22 protein-coding genes and 3 pseudogenes are annotated in these 18,195 nt (G+C 52.9%); 7 read left to right on the top strand and 18 right to left on the bottom strand.

The window, feature by feature from the left end; all coding sequences use genetic code 11:
• Positions 1-103: 103 nt before the first annotated feature.
• The 7 genes from ACOI6Z_RS25840 to ACOI6Z_RS25810 all read right to left on the bottom strand — a co-directional run bounded on the left by ACOI6Z_RS25840 (position 104) and on the right by ACOI6Z_RS25810 (position 3,874).
• Complete coding sequence (locus ACOI6Z_RS25840) at positions 104-586, bottom strand: GNAT family N-acetyltransferase (RefSeq protein WP_032429294.1); 483 nt, start codon at positions 584-586, stop codon at positions 104-106.
• The gene (locus tag ACOI6Z_RS25835; protein ID WP_003026799.1) at positions 574-840 is read right to left on the bottom strand and encodes a DUF1778 domain-containing protein; all 267 of its coding nucleotides are present in this window, start codon (positions 838-840) and stop codon (positions 574-576) included. Before ACOI6Z_RS25835 ends, ACOI6Z_RS25840 begins: the two co-directional genes overlap by 13 nt.
• A 444-nt stretch (positions 841-1,284) precedes the next feature.
• Positions 1,285-1,515, bottom strand: coding sequence for a hypothetical protein (locus ACOI6Z_RS25830; protein ID WP_004206660.1), 231 nt, complete (start codon positions 1,513-1,515; stop codon positions 1,285-1,287).
• Positions 1,516-1,528: 13 nt separating this feature from the next.
• Positions 1,529-1,732: an HHA domain-containing protein gene (locus ACOI6Z_RS25825; RefSeq protein ID WP_004206661.1), complete on the bottom strand. Its 204-nt coding sequence runs from the start codon at positions 1,730-1,732 to the stop codon at positions 1,529-1,531.
• Between the two features lie 60 nt (positions 1,733-1,792).
• A complete protein-coding gene (locus ACOI6Z_RS25820; protein ID WP_004206662.1) occupies positions 1,793-2,284 on the bottom strand; it encodes a hypothetical protein in 492 nt (163 codons plus the stop codon).
• 133 nt (positions 2,285-2,417) lie between these two features.
• Positions 2,418-3,629, bottom strand: coding sequence for a hypothetical protein (locus ACOI6Z_RS25815; RefSeq protein ID WP_032415728.1), 1,212 nt, complete (start codon positions 3,627-3,629; stop codon positions 2,418-2,420).
• Positions 3,626-3,874, bottom strand: coding sequence for a hypothetical protein (locus tag ACOI6Z_RS25810; protein WP_004193994.1), 249 nt, complete (start codon positions 3,872-3,874; stop codon positions 3,626-3,628). The genes ACOI6Z_RS25815 and ACOI6Z_RS25810 overlap by 4 nt, the downstream gene beginning before the upstream one ends.
• Positions 3,875-4,231: 357 nt before the next feature.
• Here ACOI6Z_RS25810 and arsR point away from each other — a divergent pair, with 357 nt between their 5' ends.
• The 5 genes from arsR to arsC are packed head-to-tail and all read left to right on the top strand — an operon-like array spanning position 4,232 to position 8,540.
• Positions 4,232-4,582 carry an As(III)-sensing metalloregulatory transcriptional repressor ArsR gene (gene arsR / locus ACOI6Z_RS25805; RefSeq protein ID WP_004206664.1) on the top strand — a complete coding sequence of 117 codons (351 nt, stop codon included), beginning with the start codon at positions 4,232-4,234 and terminating at the stop codon, positions 4,580-4,582.
• Positions 4,583-4,633: 51 nt separating this feature from the next.
• Positions 4,634-4,996 (top strand): arsenite efflux transporter metallochaperone ArsD, encoded by a 363-nt coding sequence (arsD, locus tag ACOI6Z_RS25800; RefSeq protein WP_004206665.1) that lies wholly within the window; start codon positions 4,634-4,636, stop codon positions 4,994-4,996.
• A 17-nt stretch (positions 4,997-5,013) separates the two neighbouring features.
• Complete coding sequence (gene arsA / locus ACOI6Z_RS25795; protein WP_016151356.1) at positions 5,014-6,765, top strand: arsenite efflux transporter ATPase subunit ArsA; 1,752 nt, start codon at positions 5,014-5,016, stop codon at positions 6,763-6,765.
• Between the two features lie 47 nt (positions 6,766-6,812).
• Positions 6,813-8,102 carry an arsenite efflux transporter membrane subunit ArsB gene (arsB, locus tag ACOI6Z_RS25790; RefSeq protein ID WP_023292114.1) on the top strand — a complete coding sequence of 430 codons (1,290 nt, stop codon included), beginning with the start codon at positions 6,813-6,815 and terminating at the stop codon, positions 8,100-8,102.
• 12 nt (positions 8,103-8,114) lie between these two features.
• The gene (arsC, locus tag ACOI6Z_RS25785) at positions 8,115-8,540 is read left to right on the top strand and encodes a glutaredoxin-dependent arsenate reductase (protein WP_007779002.1); all 426 of its coding nucleotides are present in this window, start codon (positions 8,115-8,117) and stop codon (positions 8,538-8,540) included.
• Between the two features lie 32 nt (positions 8,541-8,572).
• Here the strand turns inward: arsC and ACOI6Z_RS25780 are convergent.
• From ACOI6Z_RS25780 to tnpA, 6 genes and pseudogenes are all read right to left on the bottom strand, one after another.
• A pseudogene (locus ACOI6Z_RS25780) lies at positions 8,573-9,000 on the bottom strand (GNAT family N-acetyltransferase).
• Between the two features lie 121 nt (positions 9,001-9,121).
• A complete protein-coding gene (gene arsA, locus ACOI6Z_RS25775) occupies positions 9,122-10,879 on the bottom strand; it encodes an arsenical pump-driving ATPase (protein WP_023292112.1) in 1,758 nt (585 codons plus the stop codon).
• Positions 10,880-10,897: 18 nt separating this feature from the next.
• Positions 10,898-11,131: pseudogene (locus ACOI6Z_RS25770) on the bottom strand (arsenic metallochaperone ArsD family protein); the annotation flags it as partial.
• Between the two features lie 38 nt (positions 11,132-11,169).
• Entirely contained in the window at positions 11,170-12,708 is a 1,539-nt protein-coding gene (locus ACOI6Z_RS25765; protein ID WP_070611373.1) for an IS66-like element ISKpn24 family transposase, read from the bottom strand.
• 48 nt (positions 12,709-12,756) lie between these two features.
• Positions 12,757-13,104 (bottom strand): IS66 family insertion sequence element accessory protein TnpB, encoded by a 348-nt coding sequence (tnpB, locus tag ACOI6Z_RS25760; protein WP_196038058.1) that lies wholly within the window; start codon positions 13,102-13,104, stop codon positions 12,757-12,759.
• Positions 13,101-13,505, bottom strand: a complete 405-nt coding sequence (tnpA, locus tag ACOI6Z_RS25755) for an IS66-like element accessory protein TnpA (protein ID WP_023290559.1) — start codon at positions 13,503-13,505, stop codon at positions 13,101-13,103. The genes tnpB and tnpA overlap by 4 nt, the downstream gene beginning before the upstream one ends.
• Positions 13,506-13,588: 83 nt before the next feature.
• Here tnpA and ACOI6Z_RS25750 point away from each other — a divergent pair, with 83 nt between their 5' ends.
• Both ACOI6Z_RS25750 and ACOI6Z_RS25745 read left to right on the top strand, forming a co-directional pair.
• Entirely contained in the window at positions 13,589-13,708 is a 120-nt protein-coding gene (locus ACOI6Z_RS25750; protein WP_009654306.1) for a type II toxin-antitoxin system RelE/ParE family toxin, read from the top strand.
• Between the two features lie 36 nt (positions 13,709-13,744).
• A pseudogene (locus tag ACOI6Z_RS25745) lies at positions 13,745-13,907 on the top strand (type II toxin-antitoxin system RelE/ParE family toxin).
• Positions 13,908-14,086: 179 nt separating this feature from the next.
• Here ACOI6Z_RS25745 and pcoE read toward each other — a convergent pair.
• The 5 genes from pcoE to pcoC form a co-directional block, all read right to left on the bottom strand.
• Positions 14,087-14,521, bottom strand: coding sequence for a copper resistance system metallochaperone PcoE (gene pcoE, locus ACOI6Z_RS25740; protein WP_023292111.1), 435 nt, complete (start codon positions 14,519-14,521; stop codon positions 14,087-14,089).
• Between the two features lie 217 nt (positions 14,522-14,738).
• Complete coding sequence (pcoS, locus tag ACOI6Z_RS25735) at positions 14,739-16,139, bottom strand: copper resistance membrane spanning protein PcoS (RefSeq protein WP_001211180.1); 1,401 nt, start codon at positions 16,137-16,139, stop codon at positions 14,739-14,741.
• Positions 16,136-16,816: a copper response regulator transcription factor PcoR gene (gene pcoR / locus ACOI6Z_RS25730; protein ID WP_001188930.1), complete on the bottom strand. Its 681-nt coding sequence runs from the start codon at positions 16,814-16,816 to the stop codon at positions 16,136-16,138. The genes pcoS and pcoR overlap by 4 nt, the downstream gene beginning before the upstream one ends.
• Before the next feature lie 54 nt (positions 16,817-16,870).
• Positions 16,871-17,749, bottom strand: coding sequence for a copper resistance inner membrane protein PcoD (gene pcoD, locus ACOI6Z_RS25725; protein ID WP_080821469.1), 879 nt, complete (start codon positions 17,747-17,749; stop codon positions 16,871-16,873).
• 55 nt (positions 17,750-17,804) lie between these two features.
• On the bottom strand, positions 17,805-18,185 hold the full coding sequence (pcoC, locus tag ACOI6Z_RS25720; protein ID WP_000025662.1) for a copper resistance system metallochaperone PcoC: 381 nt from the start codon (positions 18,183-18,185) through the stop codon (positions 17,805-17,807).
• Between the last annotated feature and the right edge of the window lie 10 nt (positions 18,186-18,195).

Below are 18,195 nucleotides of genomic sequence, written 5' to 3'. Positions count from 1 at the left end.
CATTCAGTGCGCATAACAAAGATTATGTTAAATATTAAAATAAATAACATAAAAATCAATATTTTAAGGCGGTAACCAGCTACTTTCCCATTCCAGCAACCAGTCATGGAAGCTTTAGAAACAGAGTCCTCTCATGAGTTTGTGATGCCTTAAATCCATGGTGAGCATAGAAACCTTTGGCTTCTTCAGTAAGCGCATGAACCATTATCGCACGAACCCCAATGTTCTCAGCTACGCGATAACACCGTAGAACTGCATCGTGGAGTAAATCGGCGCCAACCCCTTTTCCGTGCAATGAGACATCTACCGCCAGGCGAGCGAGTATAATCACCGGTATAGGATCTGGCATGTTACGCCGAAGACTACCTGTCGCTTCCGTATGGTTAACGCTACCGGTGGCCAAAGAGTAAAAAGCAGCTACTTGCTTCGTACCCGTCTTGCAAACAACGAACGTTCGGGCAGCGCCAAGAGCTTGATTTTTTAAACCTCTCTGTTTTAGCCATTCATCGAGGACTGTCTCTCCACTGACGAACTCAGCCAGCTGATGAGAGCTGGATAACGGCTCGGGCGTGGTTATACGTCCCACTGAGGTTTCCTTGCCAGTAGTTTATTAATGGCGGGCTCATCCTCGACTGGTGCATCGAGCATATCGATGAACTCTGCATACTGTTCGTCGTTAAAATTGAAAACACGGCGATCAAGGATCACATTCTCCGCAGCCTTGCAGGCCATCTCCAGGATAAAGTCGGTTCGCGATTTATGAAGGATCTCTGCAGCAGCATCGATGAGTGCTCTCTGAGACTCTTTAGCTCTTAGGTTGAGTTGAACATCTGATTTCATACACACCTCTCTTGTATAGCAATTGATATACAAGAATAACACAACACGAACGTATAGCAAATGCTATACACCTCAAAGTACCGATAATGCGTTTTATGTTAAATATCAGTTACTTGAATCGATTTCGTAACATAAGTTGATGTGTTTGTCGTGTCATGACAGCACAATCAGGGATGTCATCCCCTAACGAGGCAAGGACTAAGTTAATGAACAGAACAGCTTAAGAAGTACAGACTCGCTGGCTTGAGAGCCGGCAGCCTGAAGATCGTACCTGTAATGAAGCGGAACAATTTTCGGATGAATGCTGGAAGAACGGTCTGCGGCTGGATAAAAGCCAGTCTGTGCATTATCAACTTCTGATGGAAACCATCCGCAGGACGCTGATCCCGCGGCCAAAGTGAAGCCCTCCGTCGGTCTCCACTATTATCGCTACCGGGTTAGCCGTCAGGCATGGCCCGGTTTAAAAAGATATGCTGACAGTTCTGCTGCAGTTATATCAAACTCGAGTTGCTGGATTAATTCTGCCAGTTTTTTCTCTGCAGTATCACGATCAAACTGATTTTGTACTATCTGGAGAGCAACCTGTTTTAGCTCCGGAGGGAGGTGTTCCAGATTGATATGATTATAACCCGAAATGTCATCATCCGGATTTTCGAAGAGCCAGCCGTAACTCATAAGGTCACCTGTTCTATTTCACAAATTTCCAGACACCTGGCGGTACCCGGTCATACAACTTTCCCATCGTCATCTCCGCCAGCCGGTGATCAACCGCGGCATTGAAATGCTCAAGCTCATCATCTGACAGAGAATATTTATTTTTTTCTATTATCCTTTCCAAGGTTTCCTTCGATGTACAGCGCCGTAGTCGTAAAATCCATTCCTGTTTCGTCATTAGTTTTTTATATCCTGAGGCGTCCCTGGTATTTAATTTTACAAATAACGCAAATTTCTTTCAGGCGTTATGGCCCGTGCCGTTCTGCTTAAGATAATCACTGATGCTCAGGCCGGACAAGCGAATTTTATCCGAAACTTCCCTGAACTGCTCTTTCCATCCATTTGTCAGATGTCTTTGTGACGCGATTTTGCAGGCGACGCTGAACGGCGTTCTCCCCAGTTTTTCGGAAAGCCAGAAAAGATGCTTACCAATATCATCATTCGGGACGCCATCGAGCGCATCCAGTAATAAAGTTTCCTCTTCAGCCACCCAGGCCTGGCGGGCATTCGGAAAGCGTGGGTCAGGTACAGGTGCCTGTTTCTCTTCCTTCGGTTTCGACGATGCCGGTACCGCGGGCTTTTTCATGCCGACGCGCGCTTTCATGGCGCCGATGGCGGCCACGGCCCGCACCAGGGTTTCACGCTCCTGGCGCGTGAGCAGGCTGTCCTCGCAAATCAGGGTGTTCAGGTTATCGATCAGGGTGTCCAGTCGGTTTTCAGTGACTTTCATGTTTTAGCTCTTGTTCCTTGTGGTGGTTGGGTACAGTCCCGGTTCTCATGCTCCAGGCCGGAGTTCGTCAGTCATTTTTTGCAGCGCGAGCCGGTCACGCCAGGATGAACGTGGCCTGCTGAAGACAATGGGCTCAGGGCCTCTCTCCTGCTTCGGCGTCGTTCCACACCATCACCGTGGCCAGATGCTCCGCCACCTCCCGTCCCGTGTAACCGGCCAGGATAGCCAGCGCCCGTGAGGCCGCTTCACGCGACAGCGGACTGCGGAACCCGAATCCATCCGTCATCAGGAGCCACTGCAGACGTTCAGTCCAGCGCTCTCCGGGTTTGCGAACTGGCGAAAACACAATCTCCGTCAGCTGCCCGCGGTTGCAGTACAGCTGTCGCTGTTCCAGTTCATCCAGCAGGCTGTTCAGCTCGCGCCGGTCAGCTTCTTCCTGACTCATCAGCGGCCAGCGGATGCGGTGCCACTGCAGCTCCTGCGCCTGGTCGTCCGTGAACCCCGCGCGGGCCAGCAGGTCAGCCAGCGCGGCCACCGTGTCTTCCTCGTATGTGGCAGCAGTGAGCGGGTCCGCGTCGCGCAGAACGTGCAGCAGGCGCGCCGGTGCCGGCAGCATCCGCAGGGACGCTTCAGGACTGACCACGGCCAGTTGAATATCCTCAGTCAGCCCGGTGATCCCCTCCGCCTGCAGCGCGGCGTCCAGCTGACGGCACCAGGTGCCGGTCTGGTCCGCCGGCGCGGTAACGTCCACCGTGCCCGCCTCCGGCGTGGCGCTCTCATTAATCTGTACCCGGACCGCAATCCCCGCATCGTGACAGGACTGCAGCCAGGTGGCGACCTGCAGGGGATCGCCTTCCAGGCGTGTCACCTGCCCGGCCGCATTCCACAGCTGCAGGCAGGTGGTGCCGTCAAGACGGATCACGTAGTCACCCCGCAACGCCAGGTGCCATCGACCATCCAGCTCCACCGGCCGGTCGTCAGCCTCATCTGCCTGGACAGGCGGGACCAGAGGCAGAACCCGGATCGCCGTCGCGCGCTGCTCCGCCAGGACGCGCGCCTGTTCGTCAGCGAGAAACGGGGCGGCCAGCGCACGGCCGGCATCCGTCAGCTCGACGGCCAGCTGCAGGTTCGGCGCGCGCAGGGTGCGCAGCCAGCCCGCGGCTTCCATGCGCCGGCAGGAGGCACGCAGGTTCGGCCCGTATACCGGGGCGTCCCCGCCCTGCTCCAGCACCCGCTCAATATCCCGCGTGGCCACCGGTCCAGGACGTTTCGCATCGAGGGCGGCCAGCACAATCAGCACCCGCCGCTGCAGCGGCGACGGACGTCGGGATTTTTCCCGCATCATTGCCCCTCATCCCTCTCGGATATGAGCGTTTTAAGCCGTTTATAGTCTGCTTCGACCCGTGTTGTGGCCAGGCCAGTGTGTCCGCGCAGCGCCAGGAGATACCAGAAGCGGAGGATGTCATGAGCCTTGTTCACTTCCCAGACATAATGGGTGCCATCCCTGCGAAAATCGCATTGCTTTATTTCCTCTTCTGCCATCTGCGTCATCTGCTCATAGCTGAGCGAAAACAACATATCTTCATACATCCTGCACACTCCGTCTGAACATGTCCGGTTTAATCAAAAATCATACTTCGTATAATTTACATCGCATTTAGAAAACATCATATCAGATGTGATTTTATGATTAATGATAAATATCACATTCAGTATGATTTTATGTGTTTAGTACGATTATCATATCAATGGCAGGTTTCCCGCCGTGCAGATCCGGAAATTGTCTAAGTCGGATCTCTGTAACACACATATATTTTCCCCGGAAAGTAACGGACGTATACCAGCGTGACAGCGTCATCTGACACTTTCACACATTCGATTTTCCGAATGTATGGTTGTTTTTTTTGTCTCCGGGCGTATGCTTTACGCAACCGAACAGGAGGAATAATGACCCTTACAGCCCTTAAGCTTTTCAAAAACCTGTCCGATGAAACCCGTCTGGGTATTGTCCTGCTGCTCAGGGAGATGGGAGAACTGTGCGTCTGCGATTTCTGCACGGCGTTGGATGAGTCCCAGCCCAAGATTTCCCGTCATCTGGCAATGCTCCGGGAAAGCGGTCTATTGCTGGATCGCAAGCAGGGGAAATGGGTTCATTATCGCTTATCCCCGCATATTCCTTCCTGGGCTGCTCAGGTGATTGAGCAGGCCTGGTTAAGCCAACAGGACGACGTACAGGCCATCGCCCGTAAGCTGGCATCGGCAAACTGCTCTGGTAGCGGTAAGGCTGTTTGCATCTAAAAAAAATTTGCCTGAACATATGTGTTTTTTCGAATGTATGAGGTATTCAGAATGAAGACGTTAACGGTGTTTGACCCGGCAATGTGCTGCAGTACCGGTGTATGTGGTTCAGATGTCGATCAGGTTCTGGTTGATTTTTCTGCTGATGTGCAGTGGCTGAAAGAACGTGGTGTACAGGTTGAACGTTACAACCTGGCGCAGCAGCCCATGAGCTTTGTTCACAATGAGAAAGCGAAATCCTTCCTCGACGCATCCGGCGCAGAAGGGCTTCCGCTGCTGTTGCTGGACGGCGAAACGGTGATGGCTGGGCGATACCCAAAACGCGCTGAGCTGGCTCGCTGGTTCGGTATTCCGCTGGAGAAGGTAGGGTTAGCTCCCACCAGTTGCTGTGGTGGTAATACTTCCTGTTGCTGAATATGTCAGGAGAACATATGAAATTCTTACAGAATATCCCGCCTTACCTGTTTTTTACTGGCAAGGGAGGTGTAGGAAAAACTTCCATTTCCTGCGCGACGGCTATCCGCCTTGCCGAACAGGGTAAGCGGGTTTTGCTGGTCAGTACCGACCCGGCCTCCAATGTCGGTCAGGTATTCGATCAGGCTATCGGTAACACGATTCGCCCTGTGACAGCAGTTCCTGCACTTTCCGCACTGGAGATTGACCCGCAGGAAGCCGCCCGGCAATATCGTGCCAGAATCGTTGATCCTATCAAAGGTCTTTTGCCTGATGACGTTGTTAACAGTATCAGCGAGCAGCTTTCAGGAGCCTGTACGACTGAGATTGCTGCGTTCGATGAATTCACGGGCTTACTAACAGACGCTTCCCTGCTGACCCGCTTTGATCACATCATTTTTGATACAGCGCCGACGGGCCACACGATTCGTCTGCTCCAGCTTCCCGGTGCCTGGAGTAGCTTCATTGAAAGTAATCCAGATGGTGCTTCCTGTCTTGGCCCAATGGCCGGGCTGGAAAAGCAGCGTGAGCAGTATGCTCATGCGGTAGAGGCTTTGTCCGATCCTGAACGTACCCGCCTGGTTCTGGTTGCACGACTGCAAAATTCTACGCTGCAGGAAGTCGCCCGCACTCATGAGGAACTGGCTGAGATTGGCCTGAAAAATCAATATCTGGTGATTAATGGTGTGCTGCCTGAAGCCGAAGCTGAACATGACGCCCTGGCCGCGGCGATATGGCAACGTGAGCAGGAGGCACTGGCAAATCTTCCTGCCGGTTTATCTGAGCTACCGACAGATACCCTGTTACTCCAGCCAGTCAATATGGTTGGTGTTTCAGCATTGAAGGGACTGCTGGATACCCGTTCTGAGGCATTACCGCTCCCGGTAACGAATATCCTGTACACGCCTGAAAACTTATCTCTCTCTGGCCTGGTCGATGATATCGCTCGCAGTGAACACGGCCTGATTATGCTGATGGGCAAAGGTGGTGTAGGGAAAACCACGATGGCTGCTGCCATCGCCGTCAGGCTGGCAGACATGGGATTTGACGTGCATCTCACGACCTCTGATCCTGCTGCGCACCTGAGTACAACGCTGAACGGCAGCCTCAAAAACCTGCAGGTCAGCCGCATCAACCCTCACGATGAAACCGAACGCTATCGCCAGCATGTTCTTGAGACGAAGGGAAGAGATCTGGACGAAGCAGGGAAACGGTTACTGGAAGAGGATTTACGCTCTCCTTGTACAGAAGAAATTGCCGTGTTTCAGGCCTTCTCCCGTGTAATTCGTGAAGCGGGTAAGCGCTTTGTTGTCATGGATACCGCCCCTACCGGACACACGCTGCTGTTGCTGGATGCGACCGGGGCTTACCACCGAGAGATTGCCAAAAAAATGGGGAGTAAAGGTCATTTTACTACCCCCATGATGCAGCTTCAGGACCCGGATAGAACCAAAGTTCTGCTGGTTACGCTTCCTGAAACCACACCGGTCCTGGAAGCGGCAAACCTGCAGGCTGACCTTGAAAGAGCGGGGATTCATCCGTGGGGCTGGATTATCAATAACAGCCTTTCCATTGCGGATACGCGTTCTCCGTTGCTTTGTCAGCGTGCTCATCAGGAATTGCCTCAGATTGAGGCTGTTAAGGATCAGCATGCTGACCGTATAGCGCTTGTTCCGGTGCTGGCGTCAGAGCCCGCCGGTATTGAAAAGCTCAGAGAGTTGATGAGCTAATTTTTTGACATATACAGGGCGACAAAGTCGCCCTGTCAGGAGGTTTTATGTTACTGGCAGGCGCTATTTTTGTCCTGACCATTGTTTTGGTTATCTGGCAACCAAAGGGATTAGGGATCGGCTGGAGTGCAATGCTGGGCGCGGGACTGGCTCTGATATCTGGCGTTGTGCATGTGGGCGATATTCCGGTGGTGTGGAATATCGTCTGGAACGCGACGGCGACCTTTATTGCCGTAATTATTATCAGCCTGCTGCTTGATGAGTCCGGCTTTTTCGAATGGGCGGCATTGCATGTTTCGCGCTGGGGTAACGGTCGTGGCCGTTTGCTCTTTACGTATATCGTTCTGCTTGGTGCAGCGGTGGCGGCACTGTTTGCCAACGATGGTGCGGCACTTATTCTGACGCCGATAGTCATCGCCATGCTGCTGGCATTAGGGTTCAGCAAAGGCACGACACTGGCATTCGTCATGGCTGCCGGGTTTATTGCCGATACATCCAGCCTGCCGCTTATCGTGTCCAACCTGGTTAACATCGTTTCTGCAGACTTCTTTGGACTGGGCTTCACCGAGTATGCGTCGGTAATGGTGCCGGTGGATATTGCAGCCATTGTTGCCACGCTGGTTATGCTGCATCTGTTCTTCCGCAAGGATATCCCACCGACTTACGCCCTGTCTCTTCTGAAAGCACCGGCAAAAGCGATTAAAGATCTGGCAACCTTCAGAACCGGCTGGATAGTTTTAATACTTCTGCTGGTTGGGTTCTTTGTCCTTGAGCCGCTCGGTATTCCCGTTAGCGCGATTGCGGCTGTTGGCGCTGTGATCCTGTTTGCAGTAGCTAAACGAGGCCATTCCATTAACACTGGCAAAGTGCTGCGCGGCGCGCCATGGCAGATCGTCATCTTCTCATTGGGGATGTACCTGGTGGTCTACGGTCTGCGCAACGCCGGGCTAACCGAATACCTTTCAGGTGTGCTGAATGTACTGGCGGATAAAGGACTCTGGGCTGCGACGCTGGGTACTGGCTTCCTGACGGCCTTCCTGTCTTCCATCATGAACAACATGCCTACCGTGCTGGTTGGCGCTCTTTCTATCGATGGAAGCACCGCAACAGGCGTTATCAAAGAAGCGATGATCTACGCCAACGTGATTGGCTGCGATCTGGGACCTAAAATTACACCTATTGGTAGCCTGGCAACGCTGCTCTGGCTGCATGTCCTTTCACAGAAGAATATGACCATCACCTGGGGATACTATTTCCGCACCGGGATCGTTATGACTCTGCCTGTGCTGTTTGTAACGCTGGCAGCGCTGGCGCTACGTCTCTCTTTCACTTTGTAATGAGATACTGATATGAGCAACATCACCATTTATCACAACCCGGCCTGCGGCACGTCGCGTAATACGCTGGAGATGATCCGCAACAGTGGTAATGAACCGACCGTTATTCATTACCTTGAAAATCCACCGTCACGCGATGAGCTGGTCAAACTCATTGCAGATATGGGCATTTCAGTCCGGGCTTTGCTGCGCAAAAACGTCGAGCCTTATGAAGAACTGGGGCTTGCGGAAGATAAGTTTACTGACGATCAGTTAATCGATTTTATGCTTCAGCATCCGATCCTGATTAACCGTCCGATTGTGGTGACACCGTTGGGAACGCGTCTGTGCCGCCCTTCCGAAGTGGTACTGGATATTCTTCCGGATGCGCAAAAAGGCGCATTTGCTAAGGAAGACGGCGAGAAAGTAGTAGATGAGGCAGGGAAACGGCTGAAATAACCGAAAGGGGGCGATGCCCCCTTTCTCCTGCCTCAGCGTCCGGGTACCGGACTGTCCGGCAGCGTACAGCTCCCTTTTCCCAGCTGACACTGCAGCAACACCGTGTCCAGCCAGCGGCCATGCTTGAAACCGATGTCCTTCAGCGTGCCGATTTCAGTAAATCCGGAGCGAAGATGCAGCGCTACAGACGCGACGTTCGCACAGTCCCCCACAACCGCTATCATCTGGCGGTATCCCTGAGACCGGGCCCATGTTAAGGCATGATCGAGTAAGGCTTTTCCGCCCCCCTGCAGGGCGATATACTAGGGAAATCCACGTGACTGAACGTTTTTCACCCGGGCAAGCATTTCCTGCGTGTTCGGGGGGGCGTCTCGAAGCTGCCTGTGCCGTGCAGGACATGATGGGCGTAAATGCGGCGTATGGCGGGAATGTGCTGCTCTTCAGCATTGATAATGTGCATTGTATGACTCCTGTGACGTTGACTGACACACTACCGGAATTCGCGACGGCAGATTAAGCGCTTCATCTTATGACCTGTATAAGGAAATGTTTTAAGTGGAGGTGGGGCGTCGCCCCACCTGTCAGCCCGCCATTTCAGCCAGCAGGTCCACGCCTACCGGGTCGTCCTTCAGCAGTGGCGTCAGGGCAATGCGCTGTGCATAATGCCCGGCAACGTCGTCGATCAGCGGCAGTTCGCGACGGGCACGGGTGACCAGGAACGGGGAGGACGGCTTCGCGGCCGCGAGGCTGTTATTGATGACCCACGCCCAGGGTTCAATCCCGGCCCGGCGTAAGTCCTGCTGCAGCCCGGCCGCTTCCAGTACCGGCGTGGTTTCGGCAAGCGTCACGATAATGACTCTGGTCTTCTCCGGATCCTGCAGCTGCATCATTGGCGTTATCACGTGATCGTGAGCCTGCCCCATCTGGCGCACCATTTCCCGGTGATAGGCCCCGGTTGCATCCAGCAACAGCAGCGTATGCCCGGTGGGCGCAGTGTCCATAATGACAAAATGGTCGTTGGCCTCTTTGATGATCCGGGAGAATGCCTGAAACACGGCAATCTCTTCGGTGCAGGGGGAACGGAGATCTTCCTCCAGTACCGCCAGTCCCTCCGCATCCAGCCCTTTTCCCTGATTTTCCAGCACAAAGCGACGATAGCGCTCAGTCTCTGCCTTTGGATCGATACGGCTGACCTGAAGGCCTGGCAGCGAGCCATCCAGGGTGTAAGACAGGTGGGCTGCCGGATCGGAGGTGGTCAGGTGGACTTTATGACCGCGTCTGGCCAGCGAGACCGCGACCGCAGCCGCCACCGTGGTTTTTCCCACGCCCCCTTTTCCCATTGTCATGACCAGCCCTTTTCCCGCCCGGCTGAGGTCCTCCACCAAGGAGGCAAGCTCCGGTAAATCGACCGTCGTGAGCGTGGCTCCCGGATCCGGCAGAACAGGTGTGCTCTCTGTAAACAGCGCCCTCAGGGCGTCCAGACCAACCAGATTAAAAGGCTTCAGATACAGCATCGACCGGGGAAGATGCGCGAGGTTTTCAGGCATGGCCCGTAAGGCCCGTTCCTCCCGCGCCAGAATACTGTGCGCCAGCGGATCCCGTTCACCGGCAAAGGGAGGCAGCACGCCATTGATGGCAAGGTGCTGATGCTGCAGACCGATAGCCGACAGCTCCTCGTGGGTATGGGAGACCTCTTTCAGGGTCGACGCCTGGGCGCGGGCAACCAGAACCAGTCGCGTGAGTGCCGTATCAGAGAGGGCTTTCACTGCGTCAGCGTACTGGTCCTGTTGTTTCTCCAGCCCCACCAGAGGGCCGAGGTTCGCCGCAGCATCAGGATGTGCATCGAGATACCCGCTCCAGGCGCCCGGCAGCTCAAGCATACGGATGGTGTGTCCGGTTGGTGCAGTATCAAAGACGATATGATCATATTTTTCGCGCAGTTCATGACTGGTCAGCAGCGCGGTAAATTCATCAAATGCCGCGATCTCGGTGGTACATGAACCGGAAAGCTGTTCTTCAATGCTGCTGATAACATCGGCAGGCATCAGTTCACGAACAGGATCGAGCACGCGATCGCGGTAAGCCTGCGCGGCCGCCATCGGGTCAACTTCCATTGCCGCAAGGTTTTCCACGGTGCGGATACCAGTGATCCGGTGGCCCACAGTCTGGCTGAAGACCTGACCGACATTGGAGGCCGGATCGGTACTGACCAGAAGCGTTCTCCGGCCCTGGTCAGCCAGCCATACCGCCGTCGCGCAGGCCAGAGAGGTTTTCCCCACGCCGCCTTTGCCGGTGAAGAAGATAAACGGGGGGATATTCTGTAAAAATGGCATCGTCATTGTTGAGCTCCTCCGGGATTAAGGCATACGGGGAATTCTGCAGCAGCGCGGCTGCGTGCTGTCTTCATTCCAGTCCTGCGTGAGGGAAATACCGGCCCAGCGGGCGATATCTTCCCGGGACGGGAGCTTGCCCGCCATCACCAGCTGGCCGTCAAGCAGGGTAGCGGGAAGGGACTCCATTCCTGACGTGTTCAGGAAGGCCCTGATGACGGGCGTATTCAGGAACTGCTGCGGGTTCTTTGCCAGGCTGTAAGTAAGCGTGCAGCGAGAACCGTATTGACGGGGATGTGTTATTCAGTTGGCAGTGCTACGCGCCAGGGGAGTAGCTCGCTGACCCGGTTTATCGGCCAGTCAGCAATGACGTCAAGGACATAACGGAGGTAGCTTTCTGGCTCCACTCCGTTCAGTTTGCATGTCCCGATCAGGCTGTACAGCAGCGCTCCCCGCTCTCCTCCATGATCCGAACCGAAGAACAGGTAGTTTTTGCGGCCCAGGCTGACCATCCGTAGCGCATTCTCAGCTATGTTGTTATCTGCCTCGGCCCAGCCGTCGTCAGTATAGTAAGCCAGCGCCGGCCACTGGTTCAGTACGTACGTGAACGCTTTCGCCAGTTCTGAGTGTCGCGACAGCGTTTTCACCTTTTCACGCAGCCAGCTTTCCAGGGATTTCAGCCGCGGTTTAGCTTTTTGCTGACGTTCTGCAAGGCGTCGCTTCGCCGGCATCCCCCTTATTTCCGCCTCGATGGCATATAACTCACCGATCCGTTTCAGGGCTTCCTCCGTCAGCGCTGACGGGGTGCGAACGTGCACATCGTGGATCTTGCGGCGGGCATGAGCCCAGCAGGCAGCTTCCGTTATCTGTCCATTGCGGTACAGTTCGTTGAACCCGGCGTACGCATCCGCCTGCAGAACACCGCTGAAGCCAGCGAGATGGCTCTGCGGGTGGATACCTTTTCTGTCCGGGCTGTAAGCGAACCACACTGCCGGCGCCAGCTCTGACCCGGCGTTACGGTCGTCACGAACGTAGGTCCATAACCGCCCGGTCTTCGTTTTCTTATTACCTGGCAACAGCACCGGGACAGGCGTGTCATCAGCATGGAGCTTACCGTCAGTCAGCACATAGTCCTGAAGCGCCCCTTCCAGCGGTGACAGTAGCCGGCAACACGCATCCATCCAGCCCGACAGCAGTGAGCGGCTCAGCTCCACACTCTGGCGGCCGTATATTTCAGACTGGCGGTACAGCGGGGTGTGCTCTGCATACTTTGAACTCAGCACGCGGGCCAGCAGCCCCGGTCCTGCGATACCCCGCTCGATGGGCCGTGAAGGCGCGGGGGCCTGCACGATGGCATCGCACTGAGTACAGGCATGCTTTTCACGTACTGTCCGGATAACCCGGAAGGCGCTGCGCATCAGCTCCAGCTGTTCGGCGGCATCTTCACCCAGGTAACTCAGCGTACCACCACATTCCGGGCAGCATGACGCTGCCGGCAGCAGCCGTTTTTCGTCACGGGGAAGTGATTCAGGGAACGGTTTGCGGGTACGGGTCTGCCGCAGCGGGCGCTGCACGGCCGGGTCATCCACCCGGCCGGTAAGGGTATCGCTTTCTTTCTGCAACTGCTTAAGGTCGGCTTCCATCTGCGCGATACGGCGGGAGACTTTTTCGGAGCGGCTGCCGAAGTTCATCCGGCGCAGCTTATCCAGTTGCGCCTGCAGGTGATCTATTTCGCGTTCACGCTCGTTCAGCTTTTCCAGAAGGGCACGGTTCAGCGCCTCCTGTTCGGCAAGGAGACGTTTCAGTTCATCGATATTGTCAGGAAGTAAGCTGTTCATACCGGGTATATTACCTGGCTCATTCAGCGTCGACCAGGATAAAGAGGCCTACAACATAGTCAGTGACGTAAGCAGTCTTTTAGGCTGCCGCCAGTCGATACCTTCAAGGAGCATCGCCAGCTGTGCCGATGTGAGGAACACTTTGCCATCCCGGGCTGACGGCCAGGCGAAGCGGCCGCGCTCCAGCCGTTTGGTCAGCAGACACAGTCCATCGCCGGTAGACCAGAGGAGCTTTACCTGACTGCCATTACGCCCACGGAAGATAAAAACGTGACCTGACATCGGATCGTCTTTCAGCGTCGTCTGCACCTTTGCCGCCAGGCCGTTGAAGCCGTTTCTCATATCGGTGATGCCAGCGACCAGCCAGATCTTTGTCCCTGATGGTAATGGGATCAACGTTTGAGCTCCCGTATCAGCAGGTTCAGGATATTTTCGCTGATGGCACCATTCAGACGGAGTGATCCGTGCCGGAACGTCACTTCACAGCTGATATTGAGTGATTCAGGTGCCGCAGCAGCTACAGGTTGTGACCGGGGGGAGGTTGCAGGGACAACATCTTCGGCATCAAGTGTTATCGGGAGCAGCTCAGGCACGTTGTTTTCTATTGTTGAAGGAGGACGTAGTTTTCCTTCGCGCCAGTACTGGCGCCACTTGAACAGCAAATTATCGTTGATCCCATGCTCACGAGCGAGTTGCGCTACGGAGATCTCTGGTCGATGCGAGAGTTCAACCATTTTGATTTTGAACTCAACGGGATAATTAGGGCTTTTTTTACGCACTGCGGTTAATGATTTCATGGATAGCGTCCACCATATTTGGTGTCCACTATCCTCTCAGGAATATCAGGATCTGCCAGACGGTGCTGAGACGACGCTTACGAATGTCAGGGCCAGGGTGGCAAATGAAAGAGATTGAGCTGACACCCAAAGCAGAAGAGGATCTGGAGGCCATCTGGGACTTCAGCTTCAGACAGATCGGGGTTGTTCAGGCGGATGCATAGATCGGTCGTATAGCTGCAGTATTTGATGTGCTGGCCATGCATGATATCGGCACGCATTGTGCAGAGCTGGGAGACGATATCTGCACACTGCCGGTAGAACCGGCATACGATCTATTTTGTATCATCACATTCTATGGTTACGGTCATTCGTATTCTCAGCCAGTCTCAGGATACAGCGCGACATGCACCCTGGAGATGACCGGGGAACAGGATTCTCAAACAATATAAGTTAATTGTGAGGTCGACATGACCAAAAAAAACATTGTGTATGGACTCTTTCATTATTATTCATTTCGCTTATAAAAAAAACGCTCCCGATCGGGAGCGTAAGCCAGTGACTTCGGCGTCAAATGAGGGTCTGACAAGTGGAGCTGCGGGTTAATTCTGGGTGATCTGGCTGCGATGCTTTTCAGCCTGCTGCTGATGAATAACGGAAGATAGACCATTATTCGCCTTCTCATGCACAACAGCGGCTTTCTCATGCTCGTTCATTTCGGAAAATGATTTTGCTGTTTCGTTAGAAGCTGCTGGCTTGGATTTCATCATTTTTTTATGCATTTCAGCCATGTCCTGATGGGCAGCAGAATTGCCGTTTTGCATCATTTCATGGGACATTGCGGCCTGATCGTGACTGCTCATATCCATCATTGTCATGCTGTCTCCCTGAACTGCGCTTTTTTCAGCAGATGACTGCATCTGATGGGCAGGAGCCTGTGCATTATTTACCTGGTCATGCATGTTCATTGTCTCTGCAGCCATGGCGGATGAAGCGACAGCCATAATGGCAACAAATGATACGAGAATCTTTTTCATGGTTGGGTCTCCGGTGTTTACATACCCAAACAATCAATGGCTTATAACAGAGAAAGCAGTTGATCTCAGGGCGGGTTAATCATCACGCCAGGAACCAGGTGATTGTGTTATCACGCTGCTCCTGATTTATGAATAATTATAAAAAACCGCCTCTGTTTATCGCGTGACTGAATGATGACAATTTTGTCACCTTCCAGGTTTCTCCTGAACAACGGGATTAATCCATTAACAGGCGCACTTTGAACACAATTTCACGCCCCTGCTGTTCTGCTGACAGCTCGCCGCCGTGAGCATGAATGATCGACCTTGTAATTGATAATCCCAGCCCCGCGCCTTCCGTGTTGTAGAACCTTGATGAGTCTGCGCGATAGAACCGGTCAAACAAACGTTCCAGATTAGCGGGAACCTGGCCGGACATCGTATTCGTAATCATCACGTTCACACAGTCACTGTCACGCTCAAGGTGTATCGCTGTACAGGTGTTATCGGGAGAATACTTGATTGCATTGGAAAGCAGGTTACTGAAAGCACGTCGGAGCATATCGCTGTCTCCGGCAACAACGCCCTCTCCTTCAACCGTGATTGTCTTTCCTGTTTCGTCTGCCAGGGGCTCGAACAACTCACGTAATTCATTCAGTTCGGCTGCCAGATCCACATCATGTTTATCCAGCCGCAGCAGACCATGCTCTGAACGTGCCAGAAAAAGCATGTCACTGGTCATTCGTGACAACCTTTTCAGTTCTTCCAGGTTAGCGAATAAAATTTCGCGGTAATGCGAAACATCCCTTTCCTTAGCCAGTGCAAACTGCGTCTGCATCATCAGATTACTGACTGGTGTGCGCAGCTCATGCGCGATGTCAGACGAGAAATCTGACAGTTTCCGGAATGCCCCCTCCAGGCGATCAAACATATTATTGAACTCCTGCATGGTCTCAGAGATTTCCGGCGGAGCCAGATCGGGATTTAGACGCTGATCCAGGCTGTGTACGGTCATGGAGGAAGCCAGACTGGTCATTTCCCGTAGCGGTTTCAGACCAATACGTGTGGTCAGCCAGCCCAGAAAAACAGAAATAAAGACCAGACCGATATTGAACCAGAACAGCCAGGTACTGAGTTTGTCCATAAACAGGGTGTGATACCCAGTATCCGTGGCAACCGTAATGATGACATGTTTGCTTTTACCCTGTTCCGGCGTCACGGCAACCCGCCGCGAGATACTGCGGTACACGGTGTTATTTTCTTCCGTCTGGATCATATAGTCGAGAATATCACCCGACTTATTAAGCAGGACCGCTGGAACAACAGAATTTTTGGCATAGAGTTCAACAATTTTTTCATTTTCCATGTTTTTTATAGAAATGAATAAGCCATTGTGCCCCACCATCGCATCGTTTATTTTTTCTGATAATGACTTAATATCCGTTTTGTTCCTGAACGTCTCTGTTTTAAGAAACTCTTCGGTGAGCTGAAGTTTACCTGTCAGAAAATCGCGGTCCTGATTATCGAAATAGCCATTCAGGGTGCTAATCAGGATAAAACTTGATAACCACCATACCGTAAGCATCACCGCAGAAAAAATCAGGCTCAGGCGTGTGGTCAGGGAAATTTTGAACCTCACTCTTCTCTGATCTCCAGGACATATCCGGCACCGCGAACGGTATGGATCAGTTTTGGCTCAAAGTCATCATCAATTTTACTTCTCAGACGTCTCACGGCGACATCAATCACATTCGTATCACTGTCAAAATTCATGTTCCAGACCAGGGACGAGATAAGACTCCTGGGTAACACTTCTCCGGTGCGTTGCAGCAGCAACTCAAGCAGAACGTATTCTTTACCGGTGAGATGGATCTTCTTCCCCGAACGGATCACGGTCCGGCGCACCATATCAACGGTCATATCGGCGATGGTGCAGACTGTTGCGGCCTGCGAGCGTGCCCGGCGCAGTAGGGTTCTTACACGTGCAACCAGCTCCGTAAAATCAAAGGGCTTAATCAGGTAGTCATCTGCGCCAAGCTCCAGTCCTTTCACTTTGTCCCGCACGTTGTCCTTTGCGGTTAAAAACAGGACCGGTTCTTCGTGCCCGGACTCCCTCAGTGCGCTGATGATTTGCCACCCGTCGAGGAAAGGCAGCATCACGTCCAGTATTATCAAATCATACTGTCCCTTCGACGCGGCCCCGAGACCATCGCGGCCATTATTAAAGAGATCGGCCTGATAGCCTTCCTCAACCAGTCCCTGCTGCAGGTAACGACCTGTTTTTTGTTCGTCTTCAACGATTAAAATACGCTGCATGGTCAACTCGCTGATATGAAAGTAAAAATCTCACGCATGAGCTTTGGCTGTCCCCTAGCTGATCTGAGACGGAGCAAGCATTCCAAGCCACGCTACGGCGCCCAGAATGATAATCGCAACAACGAATTCTGTCAGGATGCTGTTTCGCATCAGGGCAACGCTGCGATCATAATTCCCTTCCCTGACCATAACTTCAAGCCGGGGACCCAGGTGAAACCGGTTTGCTGCAGCCAGAAGAAGCATCAGAACAAACAGAGCCGTCTTGGCAAGCAATATCCTCCCCCAGGAACTGTTGAATAAGGGAGTTAAGTTACCCTCAGCAATATACAGATAGTTGACCAGCGCACTCAGGATCAGGGCTACAACAATCACCGTTCCTGCCGTGGCAAATTTTGCCAGGGAGTCAGATATCACAATGACGCTCTGTGCATTATGCTCGTTTCTGCGCATCAGCAGGATAGCAAATGCAACCAGAGCACCTGTCCAGGCACCTGCAGCGCCGAGATGGGTCAGATCGCTCAGTAAATGGAGATAGTAATGCAGACCGTCATGCATAACGGCGTGTCCTCCCCAGGCAAGTGTAGCCAGCGCCACGCCCCCACTCATCGTCATCAGCAGGCAGGACAATACTCTCTTATTAGTGTAAAGGAACAAAGCACCGAGTGTGGTAAACAGGGCACAGAGCCTGACAATCCAGCTAATACCCACATCAGTTTCTTCTATCACCATCTCGATAACATGGATGGATAATTCTCTGAGGTCAGTTACTCCACTCATGGCATTAGATACCAGGAGCATATTAATGCCAGTAAGAATGATGCCTGTAACAACAGCAAAGGTTATAAACGACCTGAAATTAGTCAGGTTATAGGTTTCATGTCTGACACCGCTTATTCCATATATCTGAAAAAATGGCAATCCAAATATTACCATCAAATCCAGATAAAGAAGAAAACGAATAACAATCATAATCAGGTCGTTCATAATATTACTTCACTGTAAAGGTATAATTACCGGTAATAGGGTGCGTATCTGAAGAAACCGCGCGCCAGTCAACACGATAAGTGCCAGCGGGTAAAGGCTCTCGCGGAATAATGACCATCGATTTAGGGTCAGCGCCTGGCGCCACTTTTGCCGCGACCGGCATCGGAGAATGTGATGACATGCCTTTCATACCCGTCATCGTTAATTTTGCACCTGAGAATTTCACGGTCAGATTTTCCGAGAAATTAAGCTGAATCTTTTCCGGGGCCGCTACGGCTGAATCAGCCTGTGGCACAGAGCTTTTTAATTCCGGATGGGCCATAGCAGAGAAAGCAACGCCCATAACGAGGCCACCTGTAAGAATGGCTTTATTTAAAATCGACATTTTATTTACC

Origin of the sequence: Klebsiella sp. C239, from assembly GCF_048822715.1 — a bacterium.
In the GTDB taxonomy this organism is placed as follows: domain Bacteria; phylum Pseudomonadota; class Gammaproteobacteria; order Enterobacterales; family Enterobacteriaceae; genus Klebsiella; species Klebsiella quasipneumoniae.
Note: the sequence above shows the minus strand (reverse complement) of the source record. Positions and strands in the feature narration are given on the sequence as shown.